This window comes from Bacillus solitudinis (assembly GCF_002797395.1).
GTDB lineage: Bacteria > Bacillota > Bacilli > Bacillales > Bacillaceae_D > Halalkalibacter_A > Halalkalibacter_A solitudinis.
The window spans coordinates 1,796,717-1,813,131 of sequence record NZ_KZ454943.1 but is presented as its reverse complement, the minus strand read 5'-3'; the positions used below and the strand labels follow the sequence as shown (position 1 = coordinate 1,813,131).

14 protein-coding genes are annotated in these 16,415 nt (G+C 41.0%); 13 read left to right on the top strand and 1 reads right to left on the bottom strand.

What is annotated here, in order from left to right:
• The first annotated feature begins 159 nt into the window (after positions 1 to 159).
• From atpF to spoIID, 10 genes are all read left to right on the top strand, one after another.
• Positions 160 to 651 (top strand): F0F1 ATP synthase subunit B, encoded by a 492-nt coding sequence (gene atpF, locus CEF19_RS08595; protein ID WP_100405711.1) that lies wholly within the window; start codon positions 160 to 162, stop codon positions 649 to 651.
• On the top strand, positions 648 to 1,196 hold the full coding sequence (locus CEF19_RS08590; protein ID WP_100405710.1) for a F0F1 ATP synthase subunit delta: 549 nt from the start codon (positions 648 to 650) through the stop codon (positions 1,194 to 1,196). Before atpF ends, CEF19_RS08590 begins: the two co-directional genes overlap by 4 nt.
• A 21-nt stretch (positions 1,197 to 1,217) precedes the next feature.
• On the top strand, positions 1,218 to 2,726 hold the full coding sequence (gene atpA / locus CEF19_RS08585; RefSeq protein ID WP_100405709.1) for a F0F1 ATP synthase subunit alpha: 1,509 nt from the start codon (positions 1,218 to 1,220) through the stop codon (positions 2,724 to 2,726).
• A gap of 97 nt (positions 2,727 to 2,823) precedes the next feature.
• Positions 2,824 to 3,690 (top strand): ATP synthase F1 subunit gamma, encoded by an 867-nt coding sequence (gene atpG, locus CEF19_RS08580; protein ID WP_100405708.1) that lies wholly within the window; start codon positions 2,824 to 2,826, stop codon positions 3,688 to 3,690.
• 96 nt (positions 3,691 to 3,786) lie between these two features.
• Positions 3,787 to 5,199, top strand: a complete 1,413-nt coding sequence (atpD, locus tag CEF19_RS08575) for a F0F1 ATP synthase subunit beta (protein WP_100405707.1) — start codon at positions 3,787 to 3,789, stop codon at positions 5,197 to 5,199.
• A gap of 125 nt (positions 5,200 to 5,324) precedes the next feature.
• Positions 5,325 to 5,726, top strand: coding sequence for a F0F1 ATP synthase subunit epsilon (locus CEF19_RS08570; protein WP_100405706.1), 402 nt, complete (start codon positions 5,325 to 5,327; stop codon positions 5,724 to 5,726).
• Between the two features lie 1,565 nt (positions 5,727 to 7,291).
• Positions 7,292 to 7,525, top strand: coding sequence for a DUF1146 family protein (locus CEF19_RS08565; RefSeq protein ID WP_100405705.1), 234 nt, complete (start codon positions 7,292 to 7,294; stop codon positions 7,523 to 7,525).
• 100 nt (positions 7,526 to 7,625) lie between these two features.
• Complete coding sequence (locus tag CEF19_RS08560; RefSeq protein ID WP_157800917.1) at positions 7,626 to 8,381, top strand: YwmB family TATA-box binding protein; 756 nt, start codon at positions 7,626 to 7,628, stop codon at positions 8,379 to 8,381.
• 44 nt (positions 8,382 to 8,425) lie between these two features.
• Positions 8,426 to 9,751, top strand: coding sequence for a UDP-N-acetylglucosamine 1-carboxyvinyltransferase (gene murA / locus CEF19_RS08555; protein ID WP_100405703.1), 1,326 nt, complete (start codon positions 8,426 to 8,428; stop codon positions 9,749 to 9,751).
• A 249-nt stretch (positions 9,752 to 10,000) separates the two neighbouring features.
• The gene (gene spoIID, locus CEF19_RS08550) at positions 10,001 to 11,023 is read left to right on the top strand and encodes a stage II sporulation protein D (RefSeq protein ID WP_100405702.1); all 1,023 of its coding nucleotides are present in this window, start codon (positions 10,001 to 10,003) and stop codon (positions 11,021 to 11,023) included.
• A gap of 114 nt (positions 11,024 to 11,137) precedes the next feature.
• Here the strand turns inward: spoIID and CEF19_RS08545 are convergent, their stop codons facing one another.
• Complete coding sequence (locus CEF19_RS08545; protein WP_100405701.1) at positions 11,138 to 12,505, bottom strand: MATE family efflux transporter; 1,368 nt, start codon at positions 12,503 to 12,505, stop codon at positions 11,138 to 11,140.
• 319 nt (positions 12,506 to 12,824) lie between these two features.
• On the opposite strand from CEF19_RS08545, the gene CEF19_RS08540 reads away from it, so the two are divergent.
• From CEF19_RS08540 to spoIIID, 3 genes are all read left to right on the top strand, one after another.
• Positions 12,825 to 13,721 carry a stage II sporulation protein SpoIIQ gene (locus tag CEF19_RS08540; protein ID WP_100405700.1) on the top strand — a complete coding sequence of 299 codons (897 nt, stop codon included), beginning with the start codon at positions 12,825 to 12,827 and terminating at the stop codon, positions 13,719 to 13,721.
• A 246-nt stretch (positions 13,722 to 13,967) separates the two neighbouring features.
• The gene (locus CEF19_RS08535) at positions 13,968 to 15,551 is read left to right on the top strand and encodes an S-layer homology domain-containing protein (RefSeq protein ID WP_100405699.1); all 1,584 of its coding nucleotides are present in this window, start codon (positions 13,968 to 13,970) and stop codon (positions 15,549 to 15,551) included.
• Between the two features lie 541 nt (positions 15,552 to 16,092).
• The gene (gene spoIIID / locus CEF19_RS08530; RefSeq protein ID WP_100405698.1) at positions 16,093 to 16,380 is read left to right on the top strand and encodes a sporulation transcriptional regulator SpoIIID; all 288 of its coding nucleotides are present in this window, start codon (positions 16,093 to 16,095) and stop codon (positions 16,378 to 16,380) included.
• Positions 16,381 to 16,415: the final 35 nt, after the last annotated feature.

Below are 16,415 nucleotides of genomic sequence, written 5' to 3'. Positions count from 1 at the left end.
ACATTTTGTGGAGTGCCTATGTGTGAATGGCGATAGTGTTCTCTGAACCTTCGCCATTCCTTGTGTAGGATACAGTTAGAAACATTTGCATGTATGAAAAGTGACGTTAAATAAATAAAAACTACTTATTCTTCACATCCAGGAAAGGAGTGAATCCGCGTGTTTGAAAATATTGCATGGGGCTCTGCTCTCTATCAGTTGTTTGCATTTGTGATTTTATTAGTGTTACTAAATAAATTTGCGCTTAAGCCTCTTATGGGCGTTATGGAAAAGCGTGAGCAAATCATTAATGAGCAAATGGATACAGCGGAAAAGAACCGTAAAGATTCCGAAACGTTCATTGAACAACAACGTGCGGAACTTGAAAAGGCTCGTCAAGAAGCACAAGAGATTATTCAAGCGGCTAAGAAGCTTAGCGAGCAACAAGGTCAAGATATTATGAAAGCTGCAAGAGGCGATGCTGAAAGAATGAAAGAATCAGCAATTGCAGAAATTCAACGTGAGAAAGAGCAAGCTGTTGCCGCTCTTCGTGAGCAAGTAGCAAGTCTTTCTATTCTCATTGCAACGAAAGTTATTGAAAAAGAGCTAAATGCGACTGAGCAAGAAAAGCTCGTTCAGGAGTATCTTAAAGAGGTAGGCGAAGAGCTATGAGCAATCAAGCAGTAGCCAATCGTTATGCCGACGCCCTTTTTCAGCTTGCACTTGAAAAAGGCCTCCTCGATCAAGTTAATCAAGAACTTCAAGTCGTCAAAGAAGTCGTTCAAACGACACCAGCCTTTTCACAATTTCTTGGACATCCAAAAGTAACAACAGAACAGAAAAAAGCTTTTATTCAACAAAGCTTTAAACAAGCTGTTAGTGAAACAAGTTTAAATACACTTCTTTTGCTTGTTGAACGTAATCGAATTGATATTTTAGTAACAATGATTGATAAATTTAAAGCTTTATCTTTTGATGCACAGAACATAGCAGAAGCAACGGTGTATTCTGCACAACCTCTTTCAACAGAGGAAGAATCACAAATTGCTGATCTCTTTGCTAAAAAAGTAGGTAAAGAAAAATTAATAGTTAATAACGTCGTAAATTCAGACCTTCTTGGTGGCTTGAAAATACGAATTGGTGACCGCATTTATGACGGCAGTGTGAAAGCACAGCTTGATCGTCTCGAACGACAGCTCATTGCCGGTACACGTTAGTAGAAGATAGGGGTGAATGAAATGAACATCAAACCAGAGGAAATTAGCTCTCTTATTAAGCAGCAGATTGAAAGCTTTCAGTCTGATGTTCAAGTTCAAGATGTAGGAACTGTTATCCGTGTTGGTGACGGTATTGCCCTTGCCCATGGCCTTGAAAACGTTATGGCTGGCGAGCTTCTTGAATTTTCGAACGGGGTAATGGGGATGGCTCAGAACCTTGAGGAAAACAACATCGGGATTATTATTTTAGGACCATACACGGAGATTCGTGAAGGTGACGAAGTGAAACGCACGGGTCGCATCATGGAAGTTCCAGTAGGCGAAGAACTATTAGGTCGTGTGGTAAATCCACTAGGACAACCAATTGATGGTTTAGGTCCGATTGCAACAACAAAAACACGTCCAATTGAAAGTCCAGCACCAGGCGTAATGGATCGTAAATCAGTTCACGAACCACTTCAAACAGGAATTAAGTCAATTGACACAATGATTCCTATTGGTCGTGGACAACGTGAGTTAATTATCGGTGACCGTCAAACTGGTAAAACAGCGATTGCGATTGATACGATTCTTAACCAAAAAGACGAAGATATGATTTGTATCTATGTTGCGATTGGTCAAAAGGATTCAACTGTTGCAGGCGTTGTGGAAACACTTCGTCAACGTGGAGCACTTGATTATACAATTGTTGTTTCTGCGAGTGCTTCTGATCCAGCACCAATTTTATTCTTAGCTCCATACACAGGCGTTTCTATGGGTGAAGAATTCATGCATAACGGCAAGCATGTACTCGTTATTTATGATGATTTATCAAAACAAGCGGCTGCATACCGTGAGCTTTCATTATTATTACGTCGTCCTCCAGGTCGTGAAGCATTCCCAGGGGATGTATTCTATCTACATTCTCGTTTGTTAGAGCGTGCTGCAAAGCTTAGTGATGCAAAGGGTGGCGGTTCAATTACTGCACTTCCTTTCATTGAAACGCAAGCAGGTGACGTATCGGCGTATATCCCGACAAACGTAATTTCAATTACGGATGGTCAAATCTTCCTTCAATCAGATTTATTCTATTCAGGGGTTCGTCCAGCTGTTAACGCAGGTCTTTCTGTATCACGTGTTGGTGGTTCAGCGCAAATTAAAGCGATGAAAAAGGTATCAGGTACACTACGTCTTGACCTTGCTGCATACCGTGAGCTAGAAGCATTTGCTCAGTTTGGTTCTGATCTTGATAAAGCGACACAAGCGAAGTTAAATCGTGGACAACGTACGGTTGAAGTATTAAAGCAAGATTTGAACAAGCCAATTCCTGTTGAGAAGCAGGTTGCGATTATCTATGCTTTAACAAAAGGCTTCCTTGATGATATTCCAGTTGAAGATGTTCTTCGTTTTGAGTCTGAGCTATTCACATATTTAGACCATAACAAGAAAGACTTGCTTGCATCAATTCGCACAACTGGTAACCTACCTGATGAAGATCTTAACGCTGCGATTGCAGAGTTTAAGAAGGGCTTCGGGGTAACTAGCAAGTAATCAGTAATTAAATCCTCTTTTAACGGTTTTTGAATTGCCGTTTAAACAGGAGGATATAAAAAGCGTACCAGTTTTTGCGAAAAGGTGGTGAATCAAAATGGCTTCATTACGTGACATAAAAGGACGAATAACGTCAACGAAAAAGACAAAACAAATTACCAAGGCGATGCAAATGGTATCAGCTGCGAAATTGAATCGTGCACAAAACAATGCTCAGTCTTTCCAACCGTATACGGAGAAAATTCGTGAGGTGGTAGCAAGTATTGCAGGTGCAGGATCTGAGGCTTCTCACCCTATGCTAGTCGAACGTCCAGTTAAGAAGACAGGCTATATTGTCATCACGTCCGATCGTGGACTTGCTGGTGGGTATAACGCTAGTCTTATTCGTTCTCTTTTAGCGTCAATTAAAGACCGACACAAATCACCAGATGAGTACGGAATCGTCGTTATTGGTAAAATCGGTCGTGATTTATTTAAGAAGAGAAATCTTCCAATTATTCAAGAAGTAGTAGGGATTCCGGAACAACCGGAATTCAATGATATAAAGAATTTAGCTCGTACGACAGTTGAAATGTTTGCGGATGGAATCTTTGATGAATTATTCGTTTGGTATAATCACTTCGTCAGTCCTATTACACAAGAAGTGACTGAAACTAAGCTTTTACCACTTACGAATCTTTCTGAGGACACAAACAAACAATCAAGTGCAACGTATGAGTATGAGCCAAATGAACAAGTCATTTTAGAACGCTTATTGCCACAATATGCGGAAAGTTTAATCTTTGGTGCATTATTAGACGCAAAAGCAAGTGAATTTGGTGCACGGATGACAGCTATGAGTGCTGCGACAGATAATGCAACAGCACTTATTGACTCATTAACACTTTCATATAACCGAGCGCGTCAAGCGGCGATTACCCAGGAAATCACGGAAATTGTCGGTGGAGCAGCGGCATTAGAGTAGTGTAAGGTTTAGAAGGGTTCTGCTATGGGAACTCTTCTCCCTTTAAAACAATGGAACGAATGATGAGATATATTCCTAAAAATAGGGGGCGAAAAAATGAATACAGGTCGCATTACTCAAGTAATGGGTCCGGTTGTTGACGTAAAGTTCAAAAGCGGACAGTTACCACACCTCAACAATGCATTACGTATCGAGCAAAAAGGCTCGGATAAAAATGCAGTTGATGTAAATGTAACATTGGAAGTCGCATTGCACCTTGGGGACGATACGGTTCGTACGGTTGCAATGAGCTCAACAGATGGTCTTGTACGTGGAACAGATGTAGTTGACACAGGTACGGCAATTACAGTGCCTGTTGGGGAAGCTACACTTGGACGTGTATTTAATGTTTTAGGTGAGGCAATTGATTTAGGTGCTCCTGTCGCTGCAGATACTAGACGCGATCCGATTCACCGTCAAGCACCTAAATTTGAAGAACTTTCTACTTCAACTGAGATTCTTGAAACAGGAATTAAAGTTGTAGACTTACTTGCACCATACATTAAAGGTGGTAAAATTGGTCTTTTTGGTGGTGCCGGTGTAGGTAAAACAGTTCTTATCCAAGAATTAATTAATAACATTGCTCAAGAGCACGGTGGGATTTCGGTATTCGCTGGTGTAGGTGAGCGTACACGTGAAGGTAATGACTTATTCCACGAAATGACGGATTCAGGCGTTATCAAGAAGACGGCAATGGTATTCGGTCAAATGAATGAACCACCTGGTGCGCGTATGCGTGTTGCTTTATCTGGTTTAACAATGGCTGAGCATTTCCGTGATCGTGACGGACAAGATGTTCTTTTATTCATTGATAATATTTTCCGTTTCACACAAGCAGGTTCGGAAGTGTCTGCCCTTTTAGGCCGTATGCCTTCAGCTGTAGGTTACCAACCAACACTTGCTACGGAAATGGGTCAATTACAAGAACGTATTACCTCAACAAAAGTCGGTTCAGTAACATCGATCCAAGCGATTTATGTACCTGCCGATGACTATACGGATCCAGCTCCAGCAACAACGTTTGCTCACTTAGATGCAACGACGAACCTTGAGCGTAAATTATCAGAGATGGGTATTTACCCTGCGGTAGATCCACTTGCTTCAACATCTCGTGCGCTTTCTCCTGAGGTTGTTGGAGAAGAGCATTATGGTGTGGCTCGTCAAGTACAACAAACACTACAAAAGTACAGAGAGCTTCAAGATATCATTGCAATTCTTGGTATGGATGAGCTTTCTGAAGAAGATAAGTTAATTGTAGGACGTGCACGTCGTATTCAATTCTTCTTGTCTCAAAACTTCCATGTAGCTGAGCAGTTCACTGGACAAAAAGGTTCTTATGTACCTGTTAAAGAAACAATTAAAGGATTTAAAGAAATTCTTGATGGCAAGTATGATAGTATTCCTGAAGATGCGTTCCGTTTAGTTGGACGTATTGAAGAAGTAGTTGAAAAGGCAAAGCAAATGGCGTAATCACTTTTAAATAAAATGATAAGAGGGACAGGTTCCTTCTCATATCATGACTTTAGAAGTTCGTGTTTAGTTTAAACACTCGTTTAAATAAAAAACCCGTGTTGCTATTCGAGGAGGGTTTTCACATGGAAACAGTTCGTGTAAACGTAGTAACTCCTGATGGCAAAGTGTATGACGGTGATGTGGAAATGGTAAGTGTTCGTACCGTTGAGGGCGAACTTGGTATTTTACCAAGACACATTCCGTTAGTTGCTCCTTTAACAGTAGGAGCAGTGCGCTTAAAGAAAGGCTCCGTTGTTGAGAAAGTTGCAGTGAGTGGTGGATTTGTAGAAGTTCGCCCTGACCAAGTAACGATTTTAGCAGAGTCTGCTGAATTGCCTTCAGGAATTGATGTTGAACGTGCGCAGAAAGCAAAAGAACGTGCCGAAAAGCGCATCAACACTGCAAAGCAAGATGAAGTCGATTTCAAACGCGCTGAGTTAGCACTTAAGCGAGCGGTAAATCGATTAGAAGTATCAGGTAAGTAATATAAGTAAAGGAGTAAGACAGTGCCACCTGGCACCGTCTTACTCCTTTTTTGATAGGCGACAACTCGTTGGCGCCGGCAGCCGACCAAAGGGAGGCTAAGGTTTAGGTTTTAAGGTCTTGGTTTTAAATAGGCGACAACTCGTTGGCGCCGGCAGCCGACCAAAGGGAGGCTAAGGTTTAGGTTTTGAGGTCTTGGTTTTAAATAGGCAACAACTCGTTGGCGCCGGCAGCCGACCAAAGGGAGGCTAAGGTTTAGGTTTTGAGGTCTTGGTTTTAAATAGCGACAACTTGTTGGCCCCGGCAGCCGACCAAAGGGAGGCTAAGGATTAGGTTTTGAGGTCTTGGTTTTAAATAGGCGACAACTCGTTGGCGCCGGCAGCCGACCAAAGGGAGGCTAAGGTTTAGGTTTTGATGTCTTCGTTTTAAATAGGCGACAACTCGTTGGCGCCGGCAGCCGACCAAAGGGAGGCTAAGGTTTAGGTTTTGATGTCTTCGTTTTAAATAGGCGACAACTCGTTGGCGCCGGCAGCCGACCAAAGGGAGGCTAAGGTTTAGGTTTTGATGTCTTCGTTTTAAATAGGCGACAACTCGTTGGCGCCGGCAGCCGACCAAAGGGAGGCTAAGGTTTAGGTTTTGATGTCTTCGTTTTAAATAGGCGACAACTCGTTGGCGCCGGCAGCCGACCAAAGGGAGGCTAAGGTTTAGGTTTTGATGTCTTCGTTTTAAATAGGCGACAACTCGTTGGCGCCGGCAGCCGACCAAAGGGAGGCTAAGGTTTAGGTTTTGAGGTCTTGGTTTTAAATAGCGACAACTTGTTGGCCCCGGCAGCCGACCAAAGGGAGGCTAAGGTTTAGGTTTTGAGGTCTTGGTTTTAAATAGGCGACAACTCGTTGGCGCCGGCAGCCGACCAAAGGGAGGCTAAGGTTTAGGTTTTGAGGTCTTGGTTTTAAATAGCGACAACTTGTTGGCCCCGGCAGCCGACCAAAGGGAGGCTAAGGTTTAGGTTTTGAGGTCTTGGTTTTAAATAGGCGACAACTCGTTGGCGCCGGCAGCCGACCAAAGGGAGGCTAAGGTTTAGGTTTTAAGGTCTTGGTTTTAAATAGCGACAACTTGTTGGCCCCGGCAGCCGACCAAAGGGAGGCTCAAGGTATAGATTTTAAGGTCTAGGTTTTATATAGGCGACAACTCGTTGGCGGCTACACAATGCAAAATCGTTATACATATAAAAACAACCATTCTCAAAGGAATTTCCCTAAAAATGTGTGTAAAGTCATGAGTTGTGACATTCCTGTGATTAATAAATAGGTCCGTACAACTACAAAAAATTTACAGATAATTATAGCTTTTTTCTTTAAAATCCGTTAATATTGATTGTGGATTGCTTTTCATCGACTTGATTCTACATTTTTTAAGGCAATTTCATAGGTAAAAGTCGAATTGAGACGAATTGGGAAAAAAGTGAGTTTTAAAAAAAACAGGATACATAGACGGACCTCTAACATAGAGTAGGAAGAGTGATTGGTCTAATACCTTGTTTAAATGAGCTCTAAAGGAGTTTTTTAACGTGCTAGAAGGCTTTGGACAGCAGGCAGTTATACATATTTTGGTGAATGTCATGTTTCTTGTGATCACCTGGTGGGCATTGCAGTCTTTTAAGTTGGATTTATTTGTAAGGGACCCTCGTGGACCAAAAGCGAAAGTGCTCCTTATCTTATTAACAATTGCCATTGCACACCTAGTTAGCAGCTTCTTTCTTGATTACTTAAATTCATCACTCATGCTTCGATATTTATGGTAATAAGTGATATGTCGAACAGTGACTAGAACTTCCATGTATGTATAGTCTCTCCCTGGTAAAAATGTTAATAATCAATTTTTTCTCGGGGAGGAGAAAAACAATGGCTTCATTACGAATTTTATTGGTAGGTTTAATTATTATTGGTACAGGGTATTTTCATATCCATGCGGAACTTTTGGCGCAAGAGACGATGGACGCATTACCTGCTTTAGTCAAACTTACTGAGTCGGAAGGGCTTGACGTTCAAGAATGGCAGTTGCTTGCTCGAGATGTACAAGGGGTTATTAAAAACAAAGCATCCTTTTTGCAACATGTACATAATATGAGCGTGAAGCTATCGGAATTTGATTTCGATGAACCCGATACATCAACGTCAGAATGGCAAGCAAGGGCGGTGCTCCATCATCCAACTACCAAAATGGTCGAGACCATTCATATTTATGCTTACCCAAGTAATGGAGAACTTGTTCTTTCGTATACGTATGTCATAAAAGGTCAATCTGCTACAAGCCTGGAGTCTGTAGAGACACAGCAACTCGTAGCGGATAGACGTAACGTATTAAATTTAAAGAAAACGAAGGTTTTTTCACAAATTCAATCGAGCTATACTCTAGACGAATCCAAGCCATTGAATGAAACAGCTAGTCATTTGGTTTCAGCCTTAGGGGCGGTAGAGATAGAAGAGTTAAATGAAGAAACGTTTGTCTCGATCTCTGCATATACTGATGAGTGGGAAGACTACATTCTAACAGATGACAAAAAAATGAATGTTCAAGTTGCCATAAGACAAGATATACGAATGGGCTACGGGACAACAGTAACAATAGGAACTCCTATTATTACGACTGAATATTGATGGTAGAGAATAGACTATAATTTCTAGACGCGGAGGGGAATACGTTGGAAAAAATAATCGTCCGAGGTGGCAATCAGCTTCGTGGCACTGTTAAAATTGAAGGTGCAAAAAATGCTGTATTACCAGTGATTGCGGCTTCCATTTTAGCAGAACGCGGCACAAGCCACATTTATGATGTGCCTCCATTGGCTGATGTATACACGATGAAGGAAGTTCTGAAAAATCTGAATATTGATGTAGAATACAAAAATGGGGAGTTTCATGTTAACGCGGAACGCTCATTAAAAACGGAAGCTCCGTTTGAATACGTTCGAAAAATGCGCGCATCGTTTCTTGTGATGGGGCCACTTCTAGCGCGCGTAGGAAAGGCACGAATTGCATTACCAGGTGGATGTGCAATAGGTTCAAGACCGATTGACCAACATCTAAAAGGGTTTGAGGCAATGGGAGCAACCGTGGAGATTGGTAATGGCTTCATTGAAGCTCGTATCGATGGCCACTTAAAGGGTGCAAAAATTTATCTCGATTTCCCAAGTGTAGGAGCCACAGAAAACATTATGATGGCAGCGGTGCTTGCAAAAGGAACGACACTTATTGAAAATGCAGCCGAAGAGCCAGAAATTGTTTGTCTAGCAAATTATTTAAATGCAATGGGCGGGAAGGTTCGTGGTGCAGGTACAGGTGAAATTCGCATTGAAGGCGTAAGTCATCTAGAGGCAGCGGTACACACTGTCATCCCTGACCGCATTGAAGCAGGAACATTTATGGTTGCTGCTGCAATTACAAAAGGAAATGTGCTAGTAGAGGGTGCTGTAGCAGAACATCTTCGTCCACTTATTGCAAAAATGGAAGAAATGGGTGTTGAAATAACGGAAGAGGCTGACGGATTACGTGTCATTGGACCTGAGCAATTAAAGTCGATTGATATTAAAACGATGCCTCACCCAGGGTTTCCGACAGACATGCAGGCGCAAATGATGGCTTTGTTGCTTCGAGCTAAAGGCACGAGCGTTATCACGGAAACTGTTTTTGAAAACCGCTACATGCATGTAGAAGAATTTAGACGCATGAATGGAAACATCAAAATTGAAGGGCGTTCGGCGATTATTTCAGGCCCAACCAATTTACAAGGTGCAGAGGTATCTGCGACAGACCTCCGCGCAGGTGCCGCATTAATATTAGCTGGACTTGTCGCAGATGGTGTCACTCGTGTAACAGAGCTTAAGCACATTGACCGAGGCTATGTTGACATTGCCGAGAAATTCCTTGCACTTGGTGCAGACATTGAGCGCATTGAAGAAATAATCGAATCTGAGATTGAAAACCTTGAGGCGCCAGCCCCATTAAAGTTAAACACAAATCTTGTTTGACCAATAAGCAACCTTGCTTCCTCGTTGAAGTTGGGTTGCTTTATTTTTTGACAAGAGAATTGTATGCGCTTTAATTAATATTTACTACAAATCCATTTTGCTCAAAAAGAGTAAAAGTCATTCCTGTTTATACAAAAGAATTGTTTGAATAACACTAGACAAGTCCATAACCTTTAAATAACTTGTTCTAGATTTAGTCAAGCCCTCATAGAATAAATAAGACACACTTTTCTATTGGAGGCAAAGATAATGAAGCGATTAATCGTTGTAGCTACAATTTTATGCACAGTTATTCTAATTATTCCAACAATGATGGTGATGTTTGGGTCTGAAAAAGCATCCAACACATTACCAGCACAGTCCGGTCCAAAGAATGAAGAACCTATTCTCCCTGTGTATAAACCTGAGGAAGATGTGGCAATCGCTGTTTATCGAAGCCAATCTGAACAAGTGGAGAACATCGCACTTGAAAAATACGTGATGGGCGTTGTCGCCTCTGAAATGCCCGCTGACTTTGAACTAGAAGCCCTCAAGGCACAAGCTCTTACAGCAAGAACTTATATTGTTCAGCATATGATGAACCCGCAAGATATTAAACTTCCTGATGAAGCAGTAGTAACCGATACTGTAACGCATCAAGTATATCAAAGTGAGGCAGACCTTAAAGAACGCTTTGGAGAAGATTATGAGTGGAAGATGAAAAAGATAGAGGAAGCCGTGCTCCTAACAATGGGGGAGGTTTTAACCTATGAAGGGGAACCGATTACAGCCGCCTTCTTTTCAACGAGTAACGGTTATACAGAGAATTCAGAGGACTATTGGCAAAATCAAATTCCATACCTCCGAAGTGTTGAAAGTCCATGGGATCAGCAATCTCCTCGCTTCACCGCAGAAAAAAGGCTAACGGTTTCAGAGTTTCAGGAAAAGCTAGGTGTGACGCTACCGGATGACGGAAGTGTTGGAACGATTGTCTCTCGAACAGATGGAGGCCGAGTTGCAACTGTGCAAATAAACGGGACTGAATTCACCGGTCGGGAAATTCGCGATACGCTTGGTCTTGATTCCTCAGACTTCCAATGGCAGCTTCAAAACCAACACGTGGTCATACAAACTCGTGGGTGGGGGCATGGCGTTGGAATGAGTCAATACGGAGCAGATGGTATGGCGAAGGAAGGAAAGAGCTACAAAGACATCGTGAGCCACTATTATAAAGGCGTTAATATTCAATCCGTCGACCCTTTCATCTCCCGGTACACAGCAAAAAAAGCCTAGTCGACAACTCGTTGCGCCGATAGACTCTCTTCTTCCCTCTATTTGAAGCATTCAAGTTTTTAATCCATCGTGGTGTCTGATTAAGACGCCACGATGGATGTTTTACAAAACTACTCACTTCCCTATTTCCTCGCCTTTTATCATTCTGCGCTGAACCATTAGCAACCGTATAAAAAAACCAATTGCGGCACAGGTAAGACCCAGCGTAATACCAATCCAAAGGCCAAAGGGACCGAGGTCGGTAAAAGCCGAGAGCGAGTAACCAAGCGGAATGCCTATAATCCAATAGGACGTAAAGGCAATAAGGAAGGGAACTTTAACATCCTTGTAGCCCCTAAGTGCACCTTGAAGCCCGGACTGGGTCGCATCAGACAATTGATAAAAAATCGCGATAATAAAAAATTGCCCCGCCATAAAAACAACTTCTGAATCATGTGTAAAGAGGTAAGCAATTGGCTCTCTAAAAAAATAAAGAAAAACAGCGTTCACTGCTAGAAAGCCAATCCCACTAAACACACCTAGACGAGTATATTGTTTAGCTGCCTGTAATTTTCTTCCTCCCACTGAATACCCGACGACAATCGTCAGGGCCATCGAAATGCTTAAAGGAATCATAAACATAAGTGAAGTGAAACTCAGCGCAATTTGGTTGGCAGCGATTGTTACAGTTGTAAACATGGCGCCTATTAATAATGTAACAACGGAGAAAATACTTGTTTCAAAAAAAATAGAAAGTCCAATTGGAATTCCAATGGAAAGTTGTTCCTTCCAAGTCTTCCAAGAAGGCTTCACCCATTTCACAAAAACAAGATAATGCTTAATGGTCGTTAACTTAAACGTCATGATGACGCTAAGAAAGAAAATAATCCAATAGGTGATAGCTGTGGCATACCCTGCCCCAATACCGCCTAATGCGGGTAAGCCAAAATGGCCAAAAATGAATCCATAGTTTAGCAGAACGTTAAACGGTACAGCGAGAACCGTTATAAACATTGTGATTTGAGTAAATCCTTGACCATCAAAGAAGTTCCGAAGAACACTGGCTAGAAACAGTGGGATAACCCCAATCGATAAACCAACTAAATAATGAAAAGCGATATGGTGAACCGCTGGATCTAAACTCATATAGGACAAAATCGGTTCAAGGGACAAGCTACCTACTAGGAATACTAATAAAGCAAGTAAAACAGATAAATAAAGAGACTGTGTGACAGAGTAGGATATTTTATCACGTTGACCGCTTCCGAGTAAGTGAGCAACAATGGGGGTAAGTGCCAGTAAAGTCCCATTAACTCCTGTGAAAACGGGCATCCATAAACTCGAACCAATGGCGACACCAGCTAAGTCATTGGTGCCAACACGGCCAGACATAATTGTATCAACTAAGTTCATCGCGAATAAGCTAACTTGTGTAACCATAATTGGCCATAAAATAGAGAGAAATAAGCTTCCTTTTTCTTTCCGTGTTTCCGCATGGTACATAAATCTTCCCCCACTGACTTTTATCGGCGAATCATATCAGTATTTATTGGTAATTCGTTCGTCAAGAAATCTTAGCAAAAGTATTCAATTATTTCAACCTTGTTGCAGACCTCCTTTATAAATTTAACGACCACCATACAAGAGAGACTAACCTCTTCTCTCTCCCAATTCGAAGCGTCAAATTAACCAATTTTACTTCTATAAATAATTTCCATGCATAATAATAAACACTTTGTCGAAAAATAAATCTAAAAAGAAATTTCAACGAATGTATAGAAACCCAGTAATCTGTTCAGACTGATTGCTGAGGTGATGAGAAATGAGAGAAGAAAATAAGAAATCTTCTAAAAATGAGGAAAACAAATTTAAAGCTCAACGATTAGTAAGAAAAAAATGGTTTGCCCCAGCAGTTTATTTAGCAGCCGCTGCATTTGTACTAAGTGCAGTCTACTTTATGCAAGGTGGAGACGAGGCAGCATTACCTGAAGAAGGCGTCGAGGTTATTGACACGACAAGTCAAAACCAATTAAACCAATATGGTGAAGATGCAGTTCCAGTTACTGCAACAAATGAAGTATTGAAGATGCCTGTAGTTAATGAAGAAGAAGTAGAAATTGTCGGTTATTTTTATGATGTGAATGCGGAATCAGAAGAACAGGAAAGAGCTCTTGTCTACTACAATAATATGTACTATCAAAACAAAGGCATTGATTTGGCAAGTCTAGAAGGTGCAAGTTTTGAAGTTGCTGCTGCATTAAGCGGGACAGTTATTAAAGTAGAACAAGATTCATTACTTGGTAACGTCATTGAAATCAATCATGACAATGGCATCATTACGCATTACCATAGTTTAGAAACGATTGAAGTTGAAAAAGGACAAACTGTTAAACAAGGTGAATTACTTGGGGAAGCAGGACGTAACCTCTACAACAAGGAAGCTGGCGTTCACTTACATTTCGAGCTTCGCTTTGAGGACACGCCAGTAAATCCAAATGACGTATTCCAGCAACCAATTGATTCAATTGGTGACATTGCAAAGGAAAAAGAGGAAGAAAAAGAAACGACAGTAGAAGAATCGTCAGGTGAAGAAGAAGTAGATGGCGATACTAAAGAAGTAGAAAAAGATAAAGAAAAAGAAGATGAAGATGCAGCTGATGACCCGAAAGATACCGATGTTCCAGATGATGCAGATAAGAAAGAAAAGAACGAAGAATAAGTTTGATTCAAGAAAGAAGCAGGATACGAGCGAAACGTATCTGCTTCTTTTTTTGGTGAATTGTTTGTTACTGCACGATTCCCTAGAAAAAAGATGAAACCCATTCCGAACACTTCCGTAATAAAAAGAAGGAGGTGGAATTAAATTAGTAAATTAGTGTTTTTTATCTAAATTTAACATTTATATGAAGGTAAATGAATTGTTTTGTAGAAATGCTTTAGAGATAAACTATCAAGGAGGAGAAGTATGAAAAAAATAATGGGGATTTTCACATTGCTGTGCGTACTAATTATCATGCCAGCATACCAAGCGAGTGCCGCTAGTCTGTTTACAGATGTAGATAAGGATTTTTGGGCATTTGAAGACATTAACACACTTGTTAAAGAAGGAGCTATAAAAGGGTATGAGGATGGGACATTCCAACCGAATAAGCCAGTAACTCGTGCTCAAGCTGCGATAATTTTAACAAAGGTGCTCAACTTAGACACAGCTAAGGCTGGAGAGGTTCCTTACAGAGATATCGAAAAGGAGTACCATGCTTATGCAGAAGTTGCTGCAGTAACTGAAGCTGGATTGATGAGTGGGAATAATGGCAATTTTATACCAAACAAACCGTTAACACGTGCACAAATGGCAGTCCTAGTAACAACCGCTTTTGAATTACAAGGAGATGGAAGCTCAGCATTCCGTGATATTAAGGAAGGCTTTTGGGCAGAAGGTGCAATAGATGCACTTTTTACAAATGACATAACAACGGGATATGAAAATGGTACATTTCGACCGAACGCACCAACAACACGTGCACAATTTGCATCGTTTATTATTCGTGCCGAGGGTAAAGAAGAATCTTTGGCGGAGCTATTAAAAAAGGCATATACGAATCAAATGAATCTTGATACATATCAATTTTCAGGGGCTATGGATTTAGCAATAGAATTACCTGAATCAATGCTAGCAGAACCGGAACTTGCCGAGTTAGGAGCCACGTTGAGTGACATCGAAGTTCAACTAGAAGGTGCATACCAACGTGAACCAAATGTCATCGAAATGGATACAGTCGTGCAAGTAGGCGGCGATGTTGGTGTTTCAATGAAAGTTTCAACCATCATGACTGAGGAAAAAATGTGGATGAAGATTCCGAGCAGTCCATTTATGCCAATTCCTGAGGAAGTAGCCGGCAAGTATATTGAAGTTGATTTAGCAACAATTCCCACCGCTGAAGGAGAAGAGGATTTAGGACAAATTGACCTTGAGCTTCAAACAAAGCTTGCTCTTGCTCTTTATGATGTATATTTTGAACACTTTACGGATGATTTCTATCAAGCTATCAGTCTTGATTCAGTGACTTATCCAAGTAATATCCAAGCAAAACAAGCTGTGAAATTCGAATTATCGAATGAGAACCTAGAGTTATTTGCAGCAACATTACTAGAAGATTTCCTGCCTGACTTTATTACCTACCTGGGAGAGTCACCTGAAATGGCTGAGCAATTAGGGTTGGAAGAAGGCGACCTTGAGTTAGCGCTTGAGGAATTAAATTCATTTAAAGATGAGCTTCCAGCAGCCATTGCAGAACTACAGAATATCCTTGATTTAAAAACATTTGAAGAATTGATTATTATTAATGAAGAAAATCAGATAGCTTATAACGAATTAAACCTAGATGCAAAGTTTCATATTGAAGAAGAAACAATTGGATTAAAATTGAATATGGAGCAGGAAATAACTTCTTTTAATGAGGAAATTAACTTTGCCGAATTCCCTTCAGGCGATGACGTGATCACGTTAGATGAACTTATGATGGTTCTTATGCCTGCTCCAGTTGAGTAATTGACAACGTGTGTCTTGAAGGTTAAACAACCTTCAAGACACACTTTTTTTGGAGAATAAAGGTTTATCTTTACGTACAAAAGGTACTCTTCTAATCACAGCTGGGCGCACGTCGATAATCTATCACGTTGAAAAACGAGTTTACGTTTTGGTAAAAGACTATTCTAGCAAGATCAAAGTGGAACGACTAATGACAGACTCATTGGCTCGGGTCCGTTAAAGTGTCGAATCTTGAAGTTTAGCAGAATATGTTTCAATCTAATATAACGAGAACGCTTGATTCCCCAGGAAATATTTGTCCTGACAGAAATCGACGAAAGCTGTAAAGCGTTCACTTTCCTTTTTTGGAGTAACCCCAAATCTTCTTGAACTTTTAGGGTTTACTAAATTAGAAACGAACGTAAACGCAGACTTTTAAGAGCCACCTAAGATCCCCTTTAGTATGAATTCTGCGCTCGTCCCTTTAAGAATGTGGTATATCTGCCCCTCCTCCCTAATAAACTGTACCAATCACCAACACAGAATTAGGGAGGCGAGTCGTGTGCACGATTACATCAAAGAGCGAACAATCAAGATTGGCAGGTACATTATCGAGACCAAAAAAACTGTGAGGACTATTGCTAAGGAGTTTGGTGTCTCAAAAAGTACCGTACACAAGGACTTAACGGAACGCTTACCGGAGATTAATCCAGAGTTAGCTAGCGAAGTGAAGGTCATCCTTGAGTACCACAAGTCTATTCGCCATTTAAGAGGCGGTGAAGCGACAAAAGTAAAGTACAAAAAGGATATAGAAGATGTGCCATCTAAAATTGTAAAAGCTCCTAACTAAATTTTCATAAAAATTATCCCTGTTTGAACATTTTG

Excerpts from the sequence above, each read along its gene's own strand:
- CEF19_RS08590 (WP_100405710.1), top strand. The coding sequence starts at position 648 with ATGAGCAATCAAGCAGTAGCCAATCGTTATGCCGACGCCCTTTTTCAG.
- atpA (WP_100405709.1), top strand. The coding sequence starts at position 1,218 with ATGAACATCAAACCAGAGGAAATTAGCTCTCTTATTAAGCAGCAGATT.
- atpG (WP_100405708.1), top strand. The coding sequence starts at position 2,824 with ATGGCTTCATTACGTGACATAAAAGGACGAATAACGTCAACGAAAAAG.
- atpD (WP_100405707.1), top strand. The coding sequence starts at position 3,787 with ATGAATACAGGTCGCATTACTCAAGTAATGGGTCCGGTTGTTGACGTA.
- CEF19_RS08570 (WP_100405706.1), top strand. The coding sequence starts at position 5,325 with ATGGAAACAGTTCGTGTAAACGTAGTAACTCCTGATGGCAAAGTGTAT.
- CEF19_RS08560 (WP_157800917.1), top strand. The coding sequence starts at position 7,626 with ATGGCTTCATTACGAATTTTATTGGTAGGTTTAATTATTATTGGTACA.
- spoIID (WP_100405702.1), top strand. The coding sequence starts at position 10,001 with ATGAAGCGATTAATCGTTGTAGCTACAATTTTATGCACAGTTATTCTA.
- CEF19_RS08545 (WP_100405701.1), bottom strand. The coding sequence starts at position 12,505 with ATGTACCATGCGGAAACACGGAAAGAAAAAGGAAGCTTATTTCTCTCT.
- CEF19_RS08540 (WP_100405700.1), top strand. The coding sequence starts at position 12,825 with ATGAGAGAAGAAAATAAGAAATCTTCTAAAAATGAGGAAAACAAATTT.
- CEF19_RS08535 (WP_100405699.1), top strand. The coding sequence starts at position 13,968 with ATGAAAAAAATAATGGGGATTTTCACATTGCTGTGCGTACTAATTATC.